At 37.7% G+C, this 16,522-nt stretch carries 20 protein-coding genes; 16 read left to right on the top strand and 4 right to left on the bottom strand.

Annotation, left to right across the window (positions count from 1 at the left end; translation table 11 throughout):
- Positions 1-26: 26 nt before the first annotated feature.
- A complete protein-coding gene (locus tag CRO56_RS15035) occupies positions 27-977 on the bottom strand; it encodes a COX15/CtaA family protein (protein WP_097159446.1) in 951 nt (316 codons plus the stop codon).
- Positions 978-1,621: 644 nt separating this feature from the next.
- On the opposite strand from CRO56_RS15035, the gene cyoE reads away from it, so the two are divergent.
- From cyoE to CRO56_RS15075, 7 genes are all read left to right on the top strand, one after another.
- Positions 1,622-2,530 (top strand): heme o synthase, encoded by a 909-nt coding sequence (cyoE, locus tag CRO56_RS15040; protein ID WP_097159645.1) that lies wholly within the window; start codon positions 1,622-1,624, stop codon positions 2,528-2,530.
- An 85-nt stretch (positions 2,531-2,615) separates the two neighbouring features.
- Entirely contained in the window at positions 2,616-3,698 is a 1,083-nt protein-coding gene (gene coxB / locus CRO56_RS15045) for a cytochrome c oxidase subunit II (RefSeq protein WP_097159447.1), read from the top strand.
- Positions 3,699-3,732: 34 nt separating this feature from the next.
- The gene (gene ctaD / locus CRO56_RS15050) at positions 3,733-5,604 is read left to right on the top strand and encodes a cytochrome c oxidase subunit I (RefSeq protein ID WP_097159448.1); all 1,872 of its coding nucleotides are present in this window, start codon (positions 3,733-3,735) and stop codon (positions 5,602-5,604) included.
- Positions 5,604-6,212, top strand: coding sequence for a cytochrome (ubi)quinol oxidase subunit III (locus tag CRO56_RS15055; RefSeq protein WP_097159449.1), 609 nt, complete (start codon positions 5,604-5,606; stop codon positions 6,210-6,212). Before ctaD ends, CRO56_RS15055 begins: the two co-directional genes overlap by 1 nt.
- A gap of 2 nt (positions 6,213-6,214) precedes the next feature.
- Positions 6,215-6,550 (top strand): cytochrome c oxidase subunit IVB, encoded by a 336-nt coding sequence (ctaF, locus tag CRO56_RS15060; protein WP_097159450.1) that lies wholly within the window; start codon positions 6,215-6,217, stop codon positions 6,548-6,550.
- A 325-nt stretch (positions 6,551-6,875) separates the two neighbouring features.
- The gene (gene ctaG, locus CRO56_RS15070) at positions 6,876-7,787 is read left to right on the top strand and encodes a cytochrome c oxidase assembly factor CtaG (protein WP_097159452.1); all 912 of its coding nucleotides are present in this window, start codon (positions 6,876-6,878) and stop codon (positions 7,785-7,787) included.
- Between the two features lie 73 nt (positions 7,788-7,860).
- Positions 7,861-8,322 carry a DUF420 domain-containing protein gene (locus CRO56_RS15075; RefSeq protein ID WP_097159453.1) on the top strand — a complete coding sequence of 154 codons (462 nt, stop codon included), beginning with the start codon at positions 7,861-7,863 and terminating at the stop codon, positions 8,320-8,322.
- 75 nt (positions 8,323-8,397) lie between these two features.
- On the opposite strand, the gene CRO56_RS15080 is transcribed toward CRO56_RS15075, so the two are convergent.
- Complete coding sequence (locus CRO56_RS15080) at positions 8,398-8,757, bottom strand: YugN family protein (protein WP_097159454.1); 360 nt, start codon at positions 8,755-8,757, stop codon at positions 8,398-8,400.
- 191 nt (positions 8,758-8,948) lie between these two features.
- Between CRO56_RS15080 and CRO56_RS15085 the strand changes: the two genes are divergently transcribed.
- Both CRO56_RS15085 and CRO56_RS15090 read left to right on the top strand, forming a co-directional pair.
- Entirely contained in the window at positions 8,949-9,386 is a 438-nt protein-coding gene (locus tag CRO56_RS15085) for a CBS domain-containing protein (RefSeq protein ID WP_097159455.1), read from the top strand.
- A gap of 252 nt (positions 9,387-9,638) precedes the next feature.
- Complete coding sequence (locus CRO56_RS15090) at positions 9,639-10,643, top strand: CAP domain-containing protein (RefSeq protein WP_097159456.1); 1,005 nt, start codon at positions 9,639-9,641, stop codon at positions 10,641-10,643.
- A gap of 27 nt (positions 10,644-10,670) precedes the next feature.
- Here the strand turns inward: CRO56_RS15090 and CRO56_RS15095 are convergent, their stop codons facing one another.
- Positions 10,671-11,156, bottom strand: a complete 486-nt coding sequence (locus CRO56_RS15095; protein WP_097159457.1) for a PaaI family thioesterase — start codon at positions 11,154-11,156, stop codon at positions 10,671-10,673.
- Between the two features lie 127 nt (positions 11,157-11,283).
- Here CRO56_RS15095 and CRO56_RS15100 point away from each other — a divergent pair, with 127 nt between their 5' ends.
- From CRO56_RS15100 to CRO56_RS15115, 4 genes are all read left to right on the top strand, one after another.
- The gene (locus CRO56_RS15100) at positions 11,284-11,688 is read left to right on the top strand and encodes a YlbD family protein (protein ID WP_097159458.1); all 405 of its coding nucleotides are present in this window, start codon (positions 11,284-11,286) and stop codon (positions 11,686-11,688) included.
- Between the two features lie 17 nt (positions 11,689-11,705).
- Entirely contained in the window at positions 11,706-11,951 is a 246-nt protein-coding gene (locus CRO56_RS15105; RefSeq protein ID WP_097159459.1) for a YlbE-like family protein, read from the top strand.
- Between the two features lie 295 nt (positions 11,952-12,246).
- Positions 12,247-12,693 carry a YlbF/YmcA family competence regulator gene (locus tag CRO56_RS15110; protein ID WP_097159460.1) on the top strand — a complete coding sequence of 149 codons (447 nt, stop codon included), beginning with the start codon at positions 12,247-12,249 and terminating at the stop codon, positions 12,691-12,693.
- Between the two features lie 110 nt (positions 12,694-12,803).
- On the top strand, positions 12,804-13,079 hold the full coding sequence (locus CRO56_RS15115) for a YlbG family protein (protein ID WP_097159461.1): 276 nt from the start codon (positions 12,804-12,806) through the stop codon (positions 13,077-13,079).
- 55 nt (positions 13,080-13,134) lie between these two features.
- On the opposite strand, the gene CRO56_RS15120 is transcribed toward CRO56_RS15115, so the two are convergent.
- Positions 13,135-13,527, bottom strand: a complete 393-nt coding sequence (locus CRO56_RS15120) for a DUF7147 family protein (protein ID WP_097159462.1) — start codon at positions 13,525-13,527, stop codon at positions 13,135-13,137.
- Between the two features lie 115 nt (positions 13,528-13,642).
- On the opposite strand from CRO56_RS15120, the gene CRO56_RS15125 reads away from it, so the two are divergent.
- From CRO56_RS15125 to coaD, 3 genes are all read left to right on the top strand, one after another.
- Positions 13,643-15,043 carry a hypothetical protein gene (locus tag CRO56_RS15125; protein ID WP_097159463.1) on the top strand — a complete coding sequence of 467 codons (1,401 nt, stop codon included), beginning with the start codon at positions 13,643-13,645 and terminating at the stop codon, positions 15,041-15,043.
- A 369-nt stretch (positions 15,044-15,412) separates the two neighbouring features.
- A complete protein-coding gene (gene rsmD, locus CRO56_RS15135) occupies positions 15,413-15,967 on the top strand; it encodes a 16S rRNA (guanine(966)-N(2))-methyltransferase RsmD (protein WP_097159465.1) in 555 nt (184 codons plus the stop codon).
- Between the two features lie 10 nt (positions 15,968-15,977).
- Positions 15,978-16,460, top strand: coding sequence for a pantetheine-phosphate adenylyltransferase (gene coaD, locus CRO56_RS15140; protein ID WP_097159466.1), 483 nt, complete (start codon positions 15,978-15,980; stop codon positions 16,458-16,460).
- Positions 16,461-16,522: the final 62 nt, after the last annotated feature.

Genomic DNA, 16,522 nt, shown 5'->3' on the forward strand with positions numbered 1-16,522 from the left:
GGCACCTTTTTTATGAAGATTTACTTCTATTGCAAATTCACCTGCTGGCCAGCTTTTTCAGGTGAATTAAAGTACAGTTGACTTCGGTACAATAAAAGAATAAAGTAGCTCAGTAATGCAAATAAAAGGGAAATAAAAAGAGCATGTGCTAAAGCAAAGCCAAGACTTAGGTTTGACAATACAACTAAAGCACCGGCGGTTACCTGTAATAAAACAAGGATAAAAGCCATTACCCATCCATATAATAGAGTTTTTTCTTGTTTATAGTGTTTAAAGGCTAGAATCATAATATAGAAAATCCAAATAAACACAAAACCTGCTGCAAAACGGTGTCCCATTTGAACCCATTCATGAAAATTAGTTGGAAGTAACCGAGCCGTGCTATTGACACAAAGCGGCCAATCTGGACAGACAAGACTGGCGTTTACATGCCGGACGAGTGCTCCGGTATAAACAACCGTATACGTATATAAGAAAATTCCAATTATATGACGTTTCATCCTTTTATCTATAAATAATGGTTTGTCCTGGTATTTTTGTCCGTCTTCGAAAACGATTAATGTTAGCAGAAAAACGGATGCAAATGAAATTAGTGAGATCCCAAAATGCAGGGCAAGAACAAAATCGGATTGTCCCCATTTGACGGCAGCCGCCCCAATCAGGGCTTGCAGCACTAAAAATAGAAAGGATAAAACCGACAAAAATCTAGTTTCTTTTCTTGGCCCAAGATATTTCCACGTCAGAATCGAAAGCGAAAGGACAAGGATTCCTGCTAATCCCGATACGATTCTATGAGCCATTTCAATTATTAATTCTGAAGTAATTTCTTCAGGGATCAATTGTCCATGACAAAGGGGCCATGAATCCCCACAACCATCTCCAGAGTCGGTTTTCGTAACAAGAGCTCCCCCTAATAAAACAAAAAGCATAGCAATAGTTGAAAGAATTGCTATTACTTTTAACCCCCTACGCTGCATATTTTCAACCTTCTTTCCACGCAGGATAATATGCGTGTTTATACCTATTCATTTTTAAAATAACAATAATTAAAACGGTAGTCTTCAGTTTAAGATCATAAAAACTATTATAGACCTTATAAAGGACTAAATCCTATCCTATTATACCGTCTATTTTGGATGTAGCAAATTCGAACTTAAAAATAGAAGGATACAAAGCGAATTGACTAGACAAAAGTTTCGCACAATATGAATGACTAGATGTTAGTAAGTTAGAAAAAACCTCTACTCAATATTATGCTAAAATAATCACAAAAAGGGGAGGCTTTTAGCTGCTTGACACAAATTAGACATAATTTCGAACGAAGATATTCACAAAATCGAAACAAAATATGCTTTAATAATTGTCGGTAGAGGTTCTCCCAATAAAAATCAATGACAAAATTTATTTGATTGTTCGGCTTTTTGTCTATTATGTGAATTTTATTTTTCATATCCACAAAAGGCGTTTTTCATGCAATAATTGGTATAGTATAATGAGTAAGGTTCCTATTAAAAAGATAGGCTGAAATTATGTATTTGTTCAACTTCACCTTCTTGGAGGCGAATATTTTAGAGGTATTTATGTGACGGAAAGGAGGAGAGTCATAGTGGCTAATACAAAAATGGCATCAGAGGCTTCATTAAAAGATTCTGCGGCTCTTTCTGATACAAATGCACTCAAGGATTTCCTTGCTCTTATAAAAATTGGAATTGTGAACTCCAATTTCATTACAACCTTTGCCGGATTGTGGCTTGCTCTTCATTTTCAGAATTTGGGATTTCTCGATCATATTGGAACTATAATCTACACATTATTAGGTTCCTCATTGGTGATCGCAGGCTCTTGCAGTATTAATAACTACTATGATAGAGACATTGATCATATAATGAGCCGTACGAAATCCAGACCAACCGTTACAGGGAAGATTACTGGACAGCAGGCACTCATGATTGGGCTGTTTTTAATAGCTGTTGGTACCGGTTTCTTATTAATGACTACTGTTACGGCAGCTGTGATTGGATTAATTGGAGCATTTTTCTATGTCGTCCTTTATACAATGTGGTCAAAAAGACGGCACACGTTAAATACAGTTGTAGGAAGTTTTTCCGGTGCGGTTCCGCCCCTGATTGGGTGGGCAGCTATTGATCCCAATTTGCACTTTGTACCGATTATTTTATTTTTAATCATGTTTATATGGCAAATTCCGCATTTTCTGGCGATTGCCATTAAGCGTTGTGAAGAATATCGAGCAGCTGGCATTCCGATGCTGCCTGTTGTACACGGGTTCGATGTTACAAGAAGACAAATGGTTTCATGGGTAGCTTGTCTCTTGCCACTGCCTTTTTATTTATTTTCATTAGGCTGGCCTTTCTTAATCCTGGCAACGGCTCTAAATGTGGGCTGGTTAGCATTAGGGATTGCAGGCTATAAAACAAAAGATACGGTTAAATGGGCAAATTTAATGTTTGTTTATTCATTAAATTATCTAACCATCTTGTTTGTTAGCATGATTATTGTTACGCTTATCTAGGCAATTCTTTCTTGTAAAAAAGAATTGAACATATTTAGTATTTCTTCAAAGAGGATTTCAAAGAAAGAGGGGTTTGATTTACGCTATGAAGAAGCGGCTGCATAAATGGCGATTTATTCCAGTTTTAGCCATTGTTTCTCTTCTGTTAGCAGGGTGTGGTGAGCCATATCTATCGGCGCTGCAACCAGCAGGAACAGTGGCCCAATCACAATTAGAACTTATGATTTTAAGTACGACCATCATGGTTTTAGTTATTCTGGTAGTTACCGTCATTTTCTTAACTGTAGTAATTAAGTTTAGAAGGAAAAAAGGCGATAATGAAATACCGAAACAAGTAGAAGGAAACCACAAATTAGAAATTATTTGGACTACGATTCCTATTTTGTTATTACTTGTTTTAGCTGTGCCAACAGTGGCAGCAACCTTCAACCTTGCTGATGTTTCCGGTATGGAACCAGATGAAGAAGGAAACCGAGAAGGATTAGTCGTCAATGTAAGGGCTAATCTATACTGGTGGGAATTTGAATATCCGGATTACGAAGTTATTACATCCCAGGACTTAGTTGTTCCAACGGGACAAAAAGTTTATTTTAATTTAAAGTCTTCTGATGTTAAACACTCCTTCTGGATTCCAGCAGTTGGAGGAAAGTTGGATACTAATACGGAAGTAGTTAATAAGTTTTGGCTGGAATTTGATCCAGAAGCGGCAGATGAAGTAGCAGACAACATTTTCTATGGGAAATGTGCTGAACTTTGCGGTCCATCACATGCCTTCATGGATTTTAAAGTAAAAGCTTTATCACAAGACGAATTTAATTCTTGGATTACAGCGATGCAAAACTATGAGGCACCTGACCTGACTAACAATGAGTTAGCTCAAAGAGGCAGTGAGTTATTTTCAGAAGCGAACTGTATTTCTTGTCATGCTATTACACCTCAAGATGAAAGACCAGAGGCAGCCCGTACTGCTCCAAATTTAGCTGCTTTCGGTGACAGAGTTAGGATTGCTGGAATTCTGCCTCATGAAGAGGAGTACTTAAAAGCTTGGTTAAAGGATCCTGAAGAATTAAAACCAGGAAACTTAATGACAGACACATATCCAGACCTAACTGATGAACAAATCGATGCTTTGACAGAGTATTTGTTTAGCTTAAAAGTTCAAGAATAGCACAGTATAGTAGTTGCTTAAGGGAGGTAAAATCGTGAGCACCATCGCACAGAAAAAAGGATTTGCCGCAACTTTATGGGAGTACCTGACAACCGTTGACCATAAGAAAATTGCGATCCTTTATTTAGTAGCAGGCGGCTTTTTCTTCATAGTTGGTGGGATCGAGGCATTGTTAATTCGGATTCAGTTAGCGGTACCCGACAACGATTTCATTGCTGCAGGAACCTATAATGAAATCCTGACAATGCACGGAACAACTATGATCTTTTTGGCAGCCATGCCATTAATATTTGCCTTTATGAACGCAGTAGTACCTTTACAAATAGGTGCACGTGACGTGGCGTTCCCATTTGTGAACGCTTTAGGCTTTTGGCTATTTTTCTTTGGAGGAATATTCCTCAACCTTTCATGGTTTTTAGGAGGAGCTCCCGATGCAGGTTGGACATCTTATGCAACCCTATCGATTGAGTCTCCTGGCAATGGAATTGATTTTTATATCATAGGCTTACAGATATCCGGTGCTGGTACATTAATGGCAGGGATTAACTTTCTGGTAACCATTATTACAATGCGTGCGCCAGGGATGACCTATATGAGAATGCCATTATTCACATGGTCAACTTTCGTAGCTTCAGCACTTATCTTGTTTGCGTTTCCTGCTTTAACAGTAGGACTATTTTTACTTATGTTTGACCGTATGTTCGGAGCGAATTTCTTTAATGAAGCTGTCGGAGGAAACTCCATAATATACGAGCATTTATTTTGGATCTTCGGACACCCTGAAGTATATATTTTGATTCTGCCGTCGTTTGGTATTTTCTCTGAGATTATTCCTACATTCTCAAGAAAAAGACTGTTTGGATATTCATCGATGGTATTTGCAACCGTATTAATCGGATTCTTAGGATTCATGGTTTGGGCTCACCATATGTTTACAACAGGTTTGGGTCCTGTAGCAAACTCCATCTTTGCTGTTGCAACCATGGCGATTGCAGTACCTACAGGTATTAAAATCTTTAACTGGCTCTTTACGATGTGGGGCGGAAAGATCACCTTCACAACACCAATGCTTTATGGAGTCTCATTTATTCCTAGCTTCTTGCTTGGCGGAGTAACAGGGGTTATGTTAGCGGCAGCACCTGCCGATTATCAATATCATGATTCCTACTTTGTAGTGGCTCACTTCCACTATGTTATTGTTGGCGGGGTTGTATTTGCATTGCTTGCAGCGACCCATTTCTACTGGCCAATTATGTTTGGTACCAAATTAAATGAATTTTTAGGCAAAATTTCATTCTGGCTATTCTTTATTGGTTTCCACTTAACATTCTTTATTCAGCATTTCCTTGGTTTAATGGGAATGCCGCGAAGAATCTTTACATTCTTGCCTGGCCAAGGATTGGATACAGGAAACTTAGTCAGTTCGATAGGTGCACTTTTTATGGCGGTCGCCGTATTGATATTAGTGATTAATATCATTATGACATCAGTTAAGAATAAACAAGTTGGACGTGACGCTTGGGAAGATGGGCGTACAATGGAATGGGCACTTCCTGCACCAGCACCTTTCTATAATTTTAAACAGCTGCCATTAGTACGTGGTTTAGATGCCTGGTGGCTTGAAAAAATGGACGGAAATAAAGAATTGACTCCTGCTGAACCTGTTGGCGATATTCATATGCCAAATAATTCAATTTTACCATTTATAATGTCAATCGGATTATTTATTGCCGGATTCGGAGCAATGTACCAAGAAGATGGATATGCATGGGGTATTCCGGTTCTTATCATAGGTATGGCCATCACTTTTGGCACGATGTTAGTTCGTTCTATTAAAGATGATCACGGTTATCACGTCCATAAAGAAGATTTATTGGATGACGATGATAAGGGGGTTAAGGCATAATGGAGGCTCAAGATAAATTTACAGTTGAGAATTGGCCTGCTTCCCCCGAAAAGGCAACCCTTGAAGGTAAAAATAAATTTTTAGGCTTTTGGTTATTCCTTGGGGGAGAGACGGTCCTCTTCGGTTCATTATTTGCAACGTATTTGGCCTTAGTTGATAAAGAACAGGCTGCTGAACTTTTTGATCCAAAGCTTGTCTTTGTAATGACCATGCTCCTATTGACAAGTTCGTTAACAAGTGTGTATGCGATTTATCACATGAAAAACTTCGATTTCAAAAAGATGCAGCTTTGGTTATTTATCACAGTTCTTTTAGGTCTTGGATTCTTAGGAATTGAGATTTATGAGTTTTATCACTATGTTCATGATGGCTTTGGGTATACTACTAGTGCCTTCAGTTCTGCCTTTTATACATTGACTGGATTTCATGGAGGTCACGTCACCTTTGGGTTAGCATGGATCGTTGCTTTAATGATTCGTAATGCAAGACGGGGAATTGACCTCTACACGGCTCCTAAGTTTTACGTGGCAAGTCTTTACTGGCACTTCATTGACGTAGTATGGGTGTTCATCTTTACAGTTGTATATTTAACGGGAATGGTGGGATAATTATGGCGAATCAACAGACTGAAACAGGAAATTCACGTGTTGATCTCGAATATCGCCGTAAGAAAAATGCAGAGGACATGAAGAATCAGGTTGTGACCTTTGCCTTAATGATCGTTTTGACCATCATTGCATTCCTTGCGGTTATTTACGGTGATATTTCAGGGTACTTTGTTGTACCATTTATATTCCTTCTTGCCGTTGTGCAAGTTGTTTTTCAGCTTTACTATTTCATGCATATGAGTCACAAGGGACATGAGGCTGTTGCACTCTTTTTGTACTCTGGAGTGCTGGTGGCATTTTTAACGGTCCTGACATTTGTTACAATTGTTTGGTGGTAATTAGTAACCTGCCCTTTTGAATAAGGGGCAGGTTTTTTACTTTGACGGGTTTTAGACTCGTATGACAAAATATTAGCTCTAATAAAAACGGATGTACTCGAAAAAAAGGAAATCCACACCACCACCACTTGAATTCGCTTCAAGATCGCCGAAAAACTGGAATGTTGAACGTTTTTTGAACAATAGCGTATTTAAAGGAGAATCCCATCCCCGCTTGATTGCAGTCAGTTGTTTAAAGCCTGTATAATGAAAGGTGGGAATACACCCGTTAATTGCGACATATTCCAAGATATTGTTTTTCTTGGGAAATTTGTGGAGGTGCACCATGTCCATCTTTAATACATTTAGTTTTTCTACATTATGGAGTCCTTACTTCTTACTACTTTTAATTGTCATAACCAGTCTTTATTTTTATATGATCCGTACCTTACAGAAGAAGCGGCCGACAGCAGAACCATTACAAACAAAAGAAGCCGTTTACTTTGTTTCGGGAATCGCACTTATCTATCTCACAATGGGTTCGCCATTAGATGTAATGAGTCATATTGTATTTTCTGCACATATGACCCAAATGGCTGTGCTTTTTTTAATCGCACCGATTTTAATTATTCTCGGAGTGCCTAGCTGGATATGGAGAAAATTTCTTATTGAAGGGAAAATTGCGCCTGTATTCCGTTTATTCACCAAACCAATCCTCGCACTTATTCTTTTTAATGGAATTTTTTCTTTTTATCATGTTCCGCTAGTGTTTGACCATGTTAAAACAGATGTGCTTCTCCATGGAATTTATATGTTGCTTCTTTTTATTTTAGCTTTTTGCATGTGGTGGCCATTAATCAATAAGGTTGAAGTGAATCGAAGCTTATCTGGATTAAAAAAGATTGGTTATTTGCTTGCTGCATCTGTACTTCTTACCCCAGCGTGTGCGCTTATTATTTTCGCCGAGGTTCCGCTTTATTTAACCTATACAGATCCGACACATTGGGCTGAAGCGATGAAGCTTTGTCTTCCAATAGGTGTCTCTATAGCTGATTTAGGAATTACAGGGCCAGAAATGTTTAATACAATGCCATTACTGGATGACCAGCAATTAGGTGGCGTTCTGATGAAAATCATCCAGGAGATCGTTTACGGATATGTTTTAGCAAGTATTTTCTTTAGCTGGTATCGTCAAGAACAAGAAGCTGAAAAAGAAGAACAAGAAAAAGGAAAACTTAAACCAAACTACGCAGAGTAAAAGCGGGCTGTTCTTGCATTTGGAACGGCTCCCATTTTGCTTCGCAGTTAGAATAAATGGGAGTGGTAAAACGATGAATTTACCTTTATTGCCTACGCTTAGTACATCGTTCATAGTCATAAGCGCAATCTTTGTTGCAATCGGTTGGGTACTAATAAAACAAAGAAAAATTGAAGCTCATCAGCGAGTCATGATGACAGCTGCGATATTCGCGATTTTATTCTTTGTGATTTATATGAGCAGAACGATTTTTATGGGGAATACCTCATTTGGCGGTCCAGATCATGTAAAAATTTATTATACAATTTTCTTAATATTCCACATAACGTTAGCCACATCGGGAGCTGTTCTGGGAATTATTCAATTATATAGCGGGTATAAAGAGAATTATAAACTACATAGAAAATTGGGACCTATTACAAGTATCATTTGGTTTTTTACAGCGATCACAGGAGTGGTTGTTTACCTTCTTCTTTATGTGTTTTATGCTGGAGGAGAAACGACTTCTCTGTTTAAGGCGATCTTAGGATTTTAAATTTCAGGATAAATTTATTTAAAAAAGACCGGCTTTCTCAGAAAGCCGGTCTTTTTTCATTTTTCCTGAATTTAATTATAAAGCAAATTGTTTTACTTCTTCTTTTAATTGATTGAGGATTTTTTCACATTGGCTAACGAGTGAGTTTGGATAGTGCTCATCTTCGCCATACTCGACTCCGTGCGGATAATAATGCTTTCCAAGGATTGGGGTCATCAATTGGATAACTGCATGACGGCCGCCTACGTCTCCTTCAACAGCATAGCCCTGAACACGAAGATAATATGTACCTTCCTTCATTTCAAACTTACGATCGTAAGAAACACGTTCATAATCCCATTGGTCAGCTCTAATTAGACCATAATCATCCATTGTTGAGTCAAGTCTGCTTAAATCAGCTTTCAGGGATTCAATTCCTGTATTTTCGAATTTCATAGATGATACCTCCTCTAACTGCGTTACCTGCATATTATTCCAATTTTAATAATAGACGAATCCTTTCCATCTTGCAACGCTGTAGTAAAAGTTCACAACATTGCCAAGTTTCCCTGGCATATCGAATAAAAATACCGGTGAAGGTAACCATAATCATATAATTATTATTGGGGAAATTCGAGGTGGTAATGTTGAAAAAAGTAAAAGAAATAATGACTAAAGATGTAGAGTATTGTACCTTGCTTGATAATGTTTTTGAAGTAGCAGTAAAAATGAAAGATCTGGATGTTGGTGCCATTCCCATTGTCAATGATGAGCAGCACTTGGTCGGTATGATTACAGACAGGGATATTGTCATAAGAGGAGTTGCTGAAAAGCATCCTGGTTCTACTAAAGTGGAAGATATTATGTCTGATAAGCTAATCACAATTGAACCAGAAACTTCAGTAGAAGAAGCCATTCAACTTATGAAAAAGCATCAGGTCCGGCGTCTCCCTGTCGTTGAAAACAAAAATCTGATAGGGATTTTAGCATTAGGAGATGTAGCGCTTCAATCTTCCTTCGATCATCAGGCCGAAGAGGCTTTGACTGAAATATCAGAGGATCACCATTCTACTTACCTTCAATAACTGAAATGAAAGAAAACCAGGATAAATCTCCATAATTTCTATTTTCCTTCCCTAATTTCTATTATTTGAATTGGTAAAAATGATATAATAAATCTAGAATTCAAAACATATGATAGGAGAAAGAAAGCCTCTTGCTAAAATAAGAGGGGAGGGAAGATAGAGCTGCGTTTTTTATTTAAAGTCCTCATTATTTTTAGTGCCTTTTTTGTCATTAGCATTTATTTTAATTATTCTATAACACCAGAAGAACCTATGATTCAAGAAGAAGGAGAAATAAGTCCCAATCCTCTCCCAAATGTAGAACAAACCGGTCCTCCTTTTGAGCTGCCGCAGCCGGATCAGGGGATCGCTACATTAATTGGAAATGATGTGGAAGCTGTAAGAGAAACTTTTGGTTCACCGGACCGAATTGAACCTTCATTATACGGCTATGATTGGTGGATATACAAAGGAGATTCTAGCAGCTATTTTCAATTGGGGATAGAAGATCAGAAGGTTGTGACTGCCTATATAATAGGGGACGACATTAATGTACAGCCTTTTCAGATTGGTCAGCCTATTCAGGATATATTTCAATTAGCAACTCTTTCAACCGATATTCAGCTGGAGTATGATGGAACCACTTATCAATTTGAACTGACAGAAGAGGACTTAAATATCCGACCTCTTATTCCGATTGGTGATATTTTTGTTCAGTTATATTTTGATAAATTTACAGAAAAGCTTTCGAGCATTCGTTTTATAAATGCAGAAACCTTGATAAAGCTTAGACCATATGATTTGGTTTATCGGGGGACTTTGTATGAAATGAATCCTTTGGAAGATGAGAGCTGGACTGCTGCAACGGAAGGGATTGAAAAACAAATTTTCGATATGACCAATGTGATAAGGGAGCGTTTTGGATTACCTCCATTAGAGTGGGATCCTGTTACAGCCGTTGTTGCGTATGAACATAGCAAAGATATGCATGACAATGAATATTTCTCGCATACATCTCCTGAATTTGGTGAATTAAAGGACCGGTTAGAGCATCGGGATGTCGTATTTGAAATGGCCGGTGAAAATATTGCTGCCCAATATGTGGATGCAGGAGCAGTCATTGAAGGATGGATAAACAGTAAAGGTCACCGGGAGACCATGCTAGAGGAGGAATTTACTCACCTAGGTGTTGGTGTGTACCGGAAGTATTATACACAAAATTATATAAAGAGATCCTGGGATATCGATAATGAGGAATTGGAAGACAGTGAACAATAGGGAGCTGTCTCCCGATTTTTTTTAATCCTATACTCTTGGAATGATATGAAAAGTAGCGGTGGCATGTCCCATTAATGTTCCATCATCTCTAAAAGCCTTTCCTTCCATTACAAGTCTGGTATTTCCTTTGTGAATACAAGTTGCTTTTGCGGTAACTGTTTCACCTTCACCCTTTGCTAAAAAATGAATGTGCATCTCAGAAGTTACAGCTGCCTTATCCTCTGGTATTAAATGAAAGGCATACGTCCCCATAACCGTATCTAAAACAGTTGCCGTTATACCGCCATGAACAATATCTAAAGCATTCAGCGTTAAGGGCGTTATGGGAAATGTCATCTCTAGTTCATTAGGCTTTAGTATTTGATCAAGCTGTAGGAATGAAGAAATATAGGAATCATTTATTCGCATTTTCTTGCGATTTAAACCTTCCATAAACTGAATAAACAGCTCCTGTTCCTCAGAGGTCGAAGTTTCTAAAAAATTTTCCCAAAGCTGTTGCAAATTATTTCTCATGATAACCACCTTGCAGTTTGTATTTTTTTAAGTAAGTACAGACATATTGGAAACGTAAAAATTATATCACCTTTTCTTATATGAATCATATAATATCGTGGGAAATGCCTATACTGAGGTGAATAATATGGAAAAAAAGCTTCATCCATCTATTCAGCAATTTAAAGAATTTGTTAATAAAAATCCTAATCTCGTTAAAGAGGTAAGAGACGGAACAACTACATGGCAGGAACTATATGAAGAATGGTACTTGCTAGGGGAAGATGATTCAAGATGGGATTCCTACAAGTCTGATGAAGTGAAAAATTCAAATGAAAAAAAGGAATTTAACAGTGATATTCTTTCAATCGTATGGAATGGTGTAAAAAAAATGGACACCGAGCAAATCCAGCATCATCTTTCGTCTTTAAGTGAGGCAATCGGAGCGATTCAGGGAATCCTCTCACAATTTCAGGCTAATGGACGGAACAAACAAAAGCAGAATCAGAGTCAAAATCAACCAAGTAATCCCTTTTCCTTTAGAAAAGATTAAAAGGGAGGCAGACCATATTGCGATCAGAAATATACGAGTTAGTCAGAAAAAATCCAGATTGGGTCCGTTTTTTAAGGGAACAGCCGATTTGGTATAGAAAGCTGTCCCGCAATCCGAATGATTGGGAGACATTTGAAATTTCTGCTCTGCATTATTTTAGAAAAACGATCCCGCATAAAGTTGAACAGTTCTCGCAAAGTATCCAAATGGCTACGATGATGATGAGTATGTTTCAAGCCATGAATCAATCTCAAAATTCATAACTCCTTTATTTGGTTATTTATTTGATTGGACGCAAATGATAACTAAAAAGGGGGTATTTTTATTTTTGGCTATGTTAGAGCTCATTTGTGATTTTTAGATAGGAGAGGAGGGGGCGAAACTCCTCGAAAATGCATGTGCATTTTCTTCGTGCAATGCAGCGCTGCCGAAAGTTATCAGCCTCCCGAGCCAGAACAGACAAACCCCAAAGATCAGTTCCTGTTCGTCCCCTTGAATTTTCTCTTATTTTCAATCTGCACCTTTTCATGATACTATTATAAGTGGAGGTGAGGCCTCTTGATTAATACTTTAGAAAAAGTATTAGTAGTTGAGCAAGCAGAACAATTAGCAGAAATGATTCTTCAATCTGATTTAGCCGAAGAATATAGAAGTGCTTATAATAAATTGAAGAATCATCCTGTTACACAAGCAAAAATAAAGAGATTCACTGAACTGAAGGAACGTTATGAAGAGGTTCAGCGATTTGGGAAATATCATCCCGATTATAAATGGGTCATGAAAGAGGTTCGTGAGGCAAAGCGAGATATGGACCTTGATGACCGCGTGGCCGAATTTCGGAGAGCAGAATTAAGCTTACAAACGATGCTCGACGAAGTGAGTGTTATGATTGGACAATCTGTTTCCAAACACATTAAAGTCCCAACCGGTAATCCATTTTTTGAAAGTGGAAGCAGTTGTGGTGGGGGCTGCGGCAGTGGAGGAAGCTGCAGTTGTTCCGCATAAAACTTGCACAGTCTTTCTTCTGTGCAAGTTTTTTTTGCATACTTACGATATTGCTCATTTATAGAACATTATGCTAGACTAAGTAAAAAGAAATCGGCAGAGGAGTCATTATGATTGTAGATCGTCAAGGTTTTATAGTATGGTTGTCCTCATTAAAACAAGCCAAACAGCTTAGAAGACTTGGGAATGTCCATTACATATCAAAGCGTTTAAAATACGCTGTTTTATATTGCTCTATGGAGGAAAGTGAGTGGGTAGAAAATCAGCTTCACGCTTACCCATTTGTCAGAAAAGTAGAACTTTCCTATAAATCCATGATTAAAACTCATTATGAAAATAAGAAACCCGATAAAGCAAAAGAATACGACTATAAAATAGGATTTTAAAGGCTTCGATCTTTCGAAGCCTTTTTCACAGTGATCGGAACCCGCGACGTACCTTTTACCAATGTAAGGGTAATATATATCGGTTCATCCGTAAAATTCCTATTAAATATTGATAATACAGCTTATCATCCGCAAAGCTTTTAGAAGATTTGACTTGCAGCCCAATGATTTCCTTATGAGCATTAGCAGCCGCTTCCTGAAATAATAGGATCCGCTGGCTTGGCTTATTTTCTTCATAAGGGATACCTTCTTTGCAAATATACACAGGCTGGAAATCTCCTGTACGTGCTGGTTTTAAAATAACGACAAATGAACAGCGGCTTTTGCCGTTTATTTCAGTTTTTAATAAGAGTAAATGTTCAAGCCGATCTTGATTTCTTTCAATAATTTCCCGTAACTCAAATATATCCGAATAGCCCTCGCCTAACTCAATAAATCTTTGGTTCATCAAAGTACCTCCTAGCACTATTATTCATACTTTAACATGGGTTCAAACAAACTTGAAGTGAAAACTAGGTCAAGTTTTGTAAGCCTGGTGTACTGATATAAGGAGAAGAAAAGCAATGAGACGGTTTTTCGTTAGTCTGATGTTCATATCCCTAATTTTTATCGGAGTATTTCTTTATATCCAGTGGTTTGATTTTACAAAGTCGGCAGAGGAAACGAGTCAAATGGCTGAAGAGGGATTAATCCAAACGATTTCGATCACTCGTGAGCAAGCGATTTTAAAAGTGGAACAGCAAGTCTCTGGAATCAATGGGAACTCTCTTAGCTATATAGTGCCAAATGGAGTTCAGGACATTCAGTGTTTGGATGAAGAAAATCAGCCTTGTCGATTGAATCATAATGTGATCGAACAGGCTGATGCCGTCAAATTTCAATATGTTGTTCCAATGGAGGGAAAAACCTTCTTATTTAACGAATGGGTCCATTTCCCAGATGTAAAAATTAGCGAGACAACAGTTGAAATCATTGAACCATTGCCATTTAAAGGATTTTGGACATCAACTGCTCCTTTATTTGGACACACCCAACAGGAAACGATTTCATATTATCAATTTCAATCTGACAAAGGCAGTGTCTCTTTATTTAGATCGGAAGAGCTTTTACAAATGGCTTCAATCGGACCGATTCAAATTTTTGGGTCTGGCAGCAACGGGTCCTTAGAAAAATCGGAAGTTGAGAAATGGGTTGAGAAATTCCCTCAATTCGGCCAATGGAATATTGTTTTTAGCGACTTATCACCAGCCTATTATACGAAAGGTTTACTGATAGTCCCAAGTACGACAACTAGCGAAGCACTGAGGACAATACTTATCAGAACCTATATAAAAGATAGTTTTATTGTTGATGATACATTGGATCCGTCTTTTTCGGGCTTAATAGCTTCTATTCTATTAGAAGAGGAAATCCAGTCTGAATCTGTCTATCAGAAGCTGCTTCAAAACCTTTCAGAAATTGAAAGGGAAAAGCTTCAATCAGTTGTCATCTCGCAATTCACAAAAACAATCACACCTGCTTGGCTCGATGAGCAGATATTTAAAATAAAAGGACTTAAAACAACCTTTTTAACTGACCATTTTGAAAAAGGAATAAAAGGAGAGCTTTTATTTTTTGATCCAAGACCAGTCACTGGATTTAATAGAAGTGAAAAGGAAATACTGACATTAATCGATAACGGGCTTAGATATTATCCGCTTTTAGAAACGATGAACCTGATCGGTTATGAGGTAAACCAAGTACCAAAGCAAAAATTAGTTGAGATCAAAAAGGAGGGTCATATCTTTCAGTTTTCTACGGACCAGCCGATTTTACTTGAAAATGATAGCAGATATGTTCTTACACAATTCCCACTTTCGTATTTCAATAACGAGTTATTTATGGAAGAAGGCTGGTTAAGACGATTATTTACCCTCGATGTTATAATGGCTGAAGATTCGATTCATTTGAAGGATCTGCCCTGAGAAGTAATGATTTTTATAAAATACTATATATGGCTTAACATTGATAATTTTATGCAAAAAAAAAAGCCCTGCAGACATGTTTCTGCAGGGTCCTTCTATATCCTCTTCAAAAAGAGGACCCGAAGGCAAAGGGAGAGGAGAAACCGGAGGAAGAACTTATGGGGAAACGTAAGTCTTCTCCGCGGTTGGCAACAACATCTCGTCTAGATGTTGTTACTTTCAGTATGGTCCAAAAAAGGAAGCATTATACACTTAAAATTGAGAAAAGAGATGTAGTGTTCTTGTATGTAAACGTCCTCAAAATAAGTAGCATCGATATAAAGGATTATGGTAGGATAATGAAGGACGCGAAGTAAAGAGGGTGCAACTATGAGGGTTATTGCAGGTACCTATAAAGGTCATTCTTTAAAAGCTGTTCCTGGGATGAATACGAGACCGACAACGGATAAAGTGAAAGAATCTGTCTTTCACAGGATTGGTCCTTTTTTTAATGGCGGCTTAGGGCTAGACCTGTTTGCAGGCAGCGGGGGTCTGGGTATAGAAGCGCTTTCAAGGGGATTAGACCGTTGTATTTTTGTAGACCATAATGGAAAAGCGATTCAAATTATTAAAGAAAATATCTCAGCTCTTCGGATTAGTGAGGAACAGGTGGAAATATATAAAGCAGATGCGAAAAGAGCATTAAAAGCTTGTGCGAAAAGAGAGCTGAAATTTGATTTAATTATGCTTGATCCGCCTTATAAGTTAAAAAATCATATGGAATTAGTTGAACAAATTGAAAAGCTCGGTTTATTAAAAGAGTCAGGCCAGATTCTTTGTGAACACGATGCAAAAGATGTACTGACCGAGACGGCTCATTTTTCGATTATGAAAAGAGAGGAATATGGAATGATAGGGGTCACAATTTTTCAAAAGCAAATATAGGGGGAAGAAAATGGGAAAAATCGCTGTATGTCCTGGTACATTTGATCCAATTACATATGGACATTTAGATATCATAACTCGCGGAGCAAAGGTGTTTGAAGAGGTATATATTTGTGTTTTGAATAACGCATCGAAACAGCCATTATTCTCAGTGGAAGAAAGAATGGAATTAATAAAAACAGTAACAAAGGATATACCCAATGTTAAAGTAGATTCATTCCAGGGTTTATTAGTGGAATATGCTAAAAAGGTCCAGGCTAATGCGATTATCAGAGGGCTTCGGGCTGTTTCCGATTTTGAATATGAAATGCAGATTACATCAATGAATAAAGTATTATACGATGAATTAGAAACCTTGTTTATTATGACGAAAAGCCAGTACTCTTTTTTAAGTTCAAGTATTGTAAAAGAAGTGGCCAAATTTGGGGGAAATATTTCAGAATTAGTACCATTTCCAGTAGAAAAGGCGTTAAGGGAAAAATATAAGAATTAATTTGGAGGGATTGTTTAGAAGACAATCCCTCTTTTTTCGAATAGGAGCTTTCAAAACCAATC

The sequence above is a fragment of the Bacillus oleivorans genome, assembly GCF_900207585.1.
Lineage (GTDB): Bacteria > Bacillota > Bacilli > Bacillales > JC228 > Bacillus_BF > Bacillus_BF oleivorans.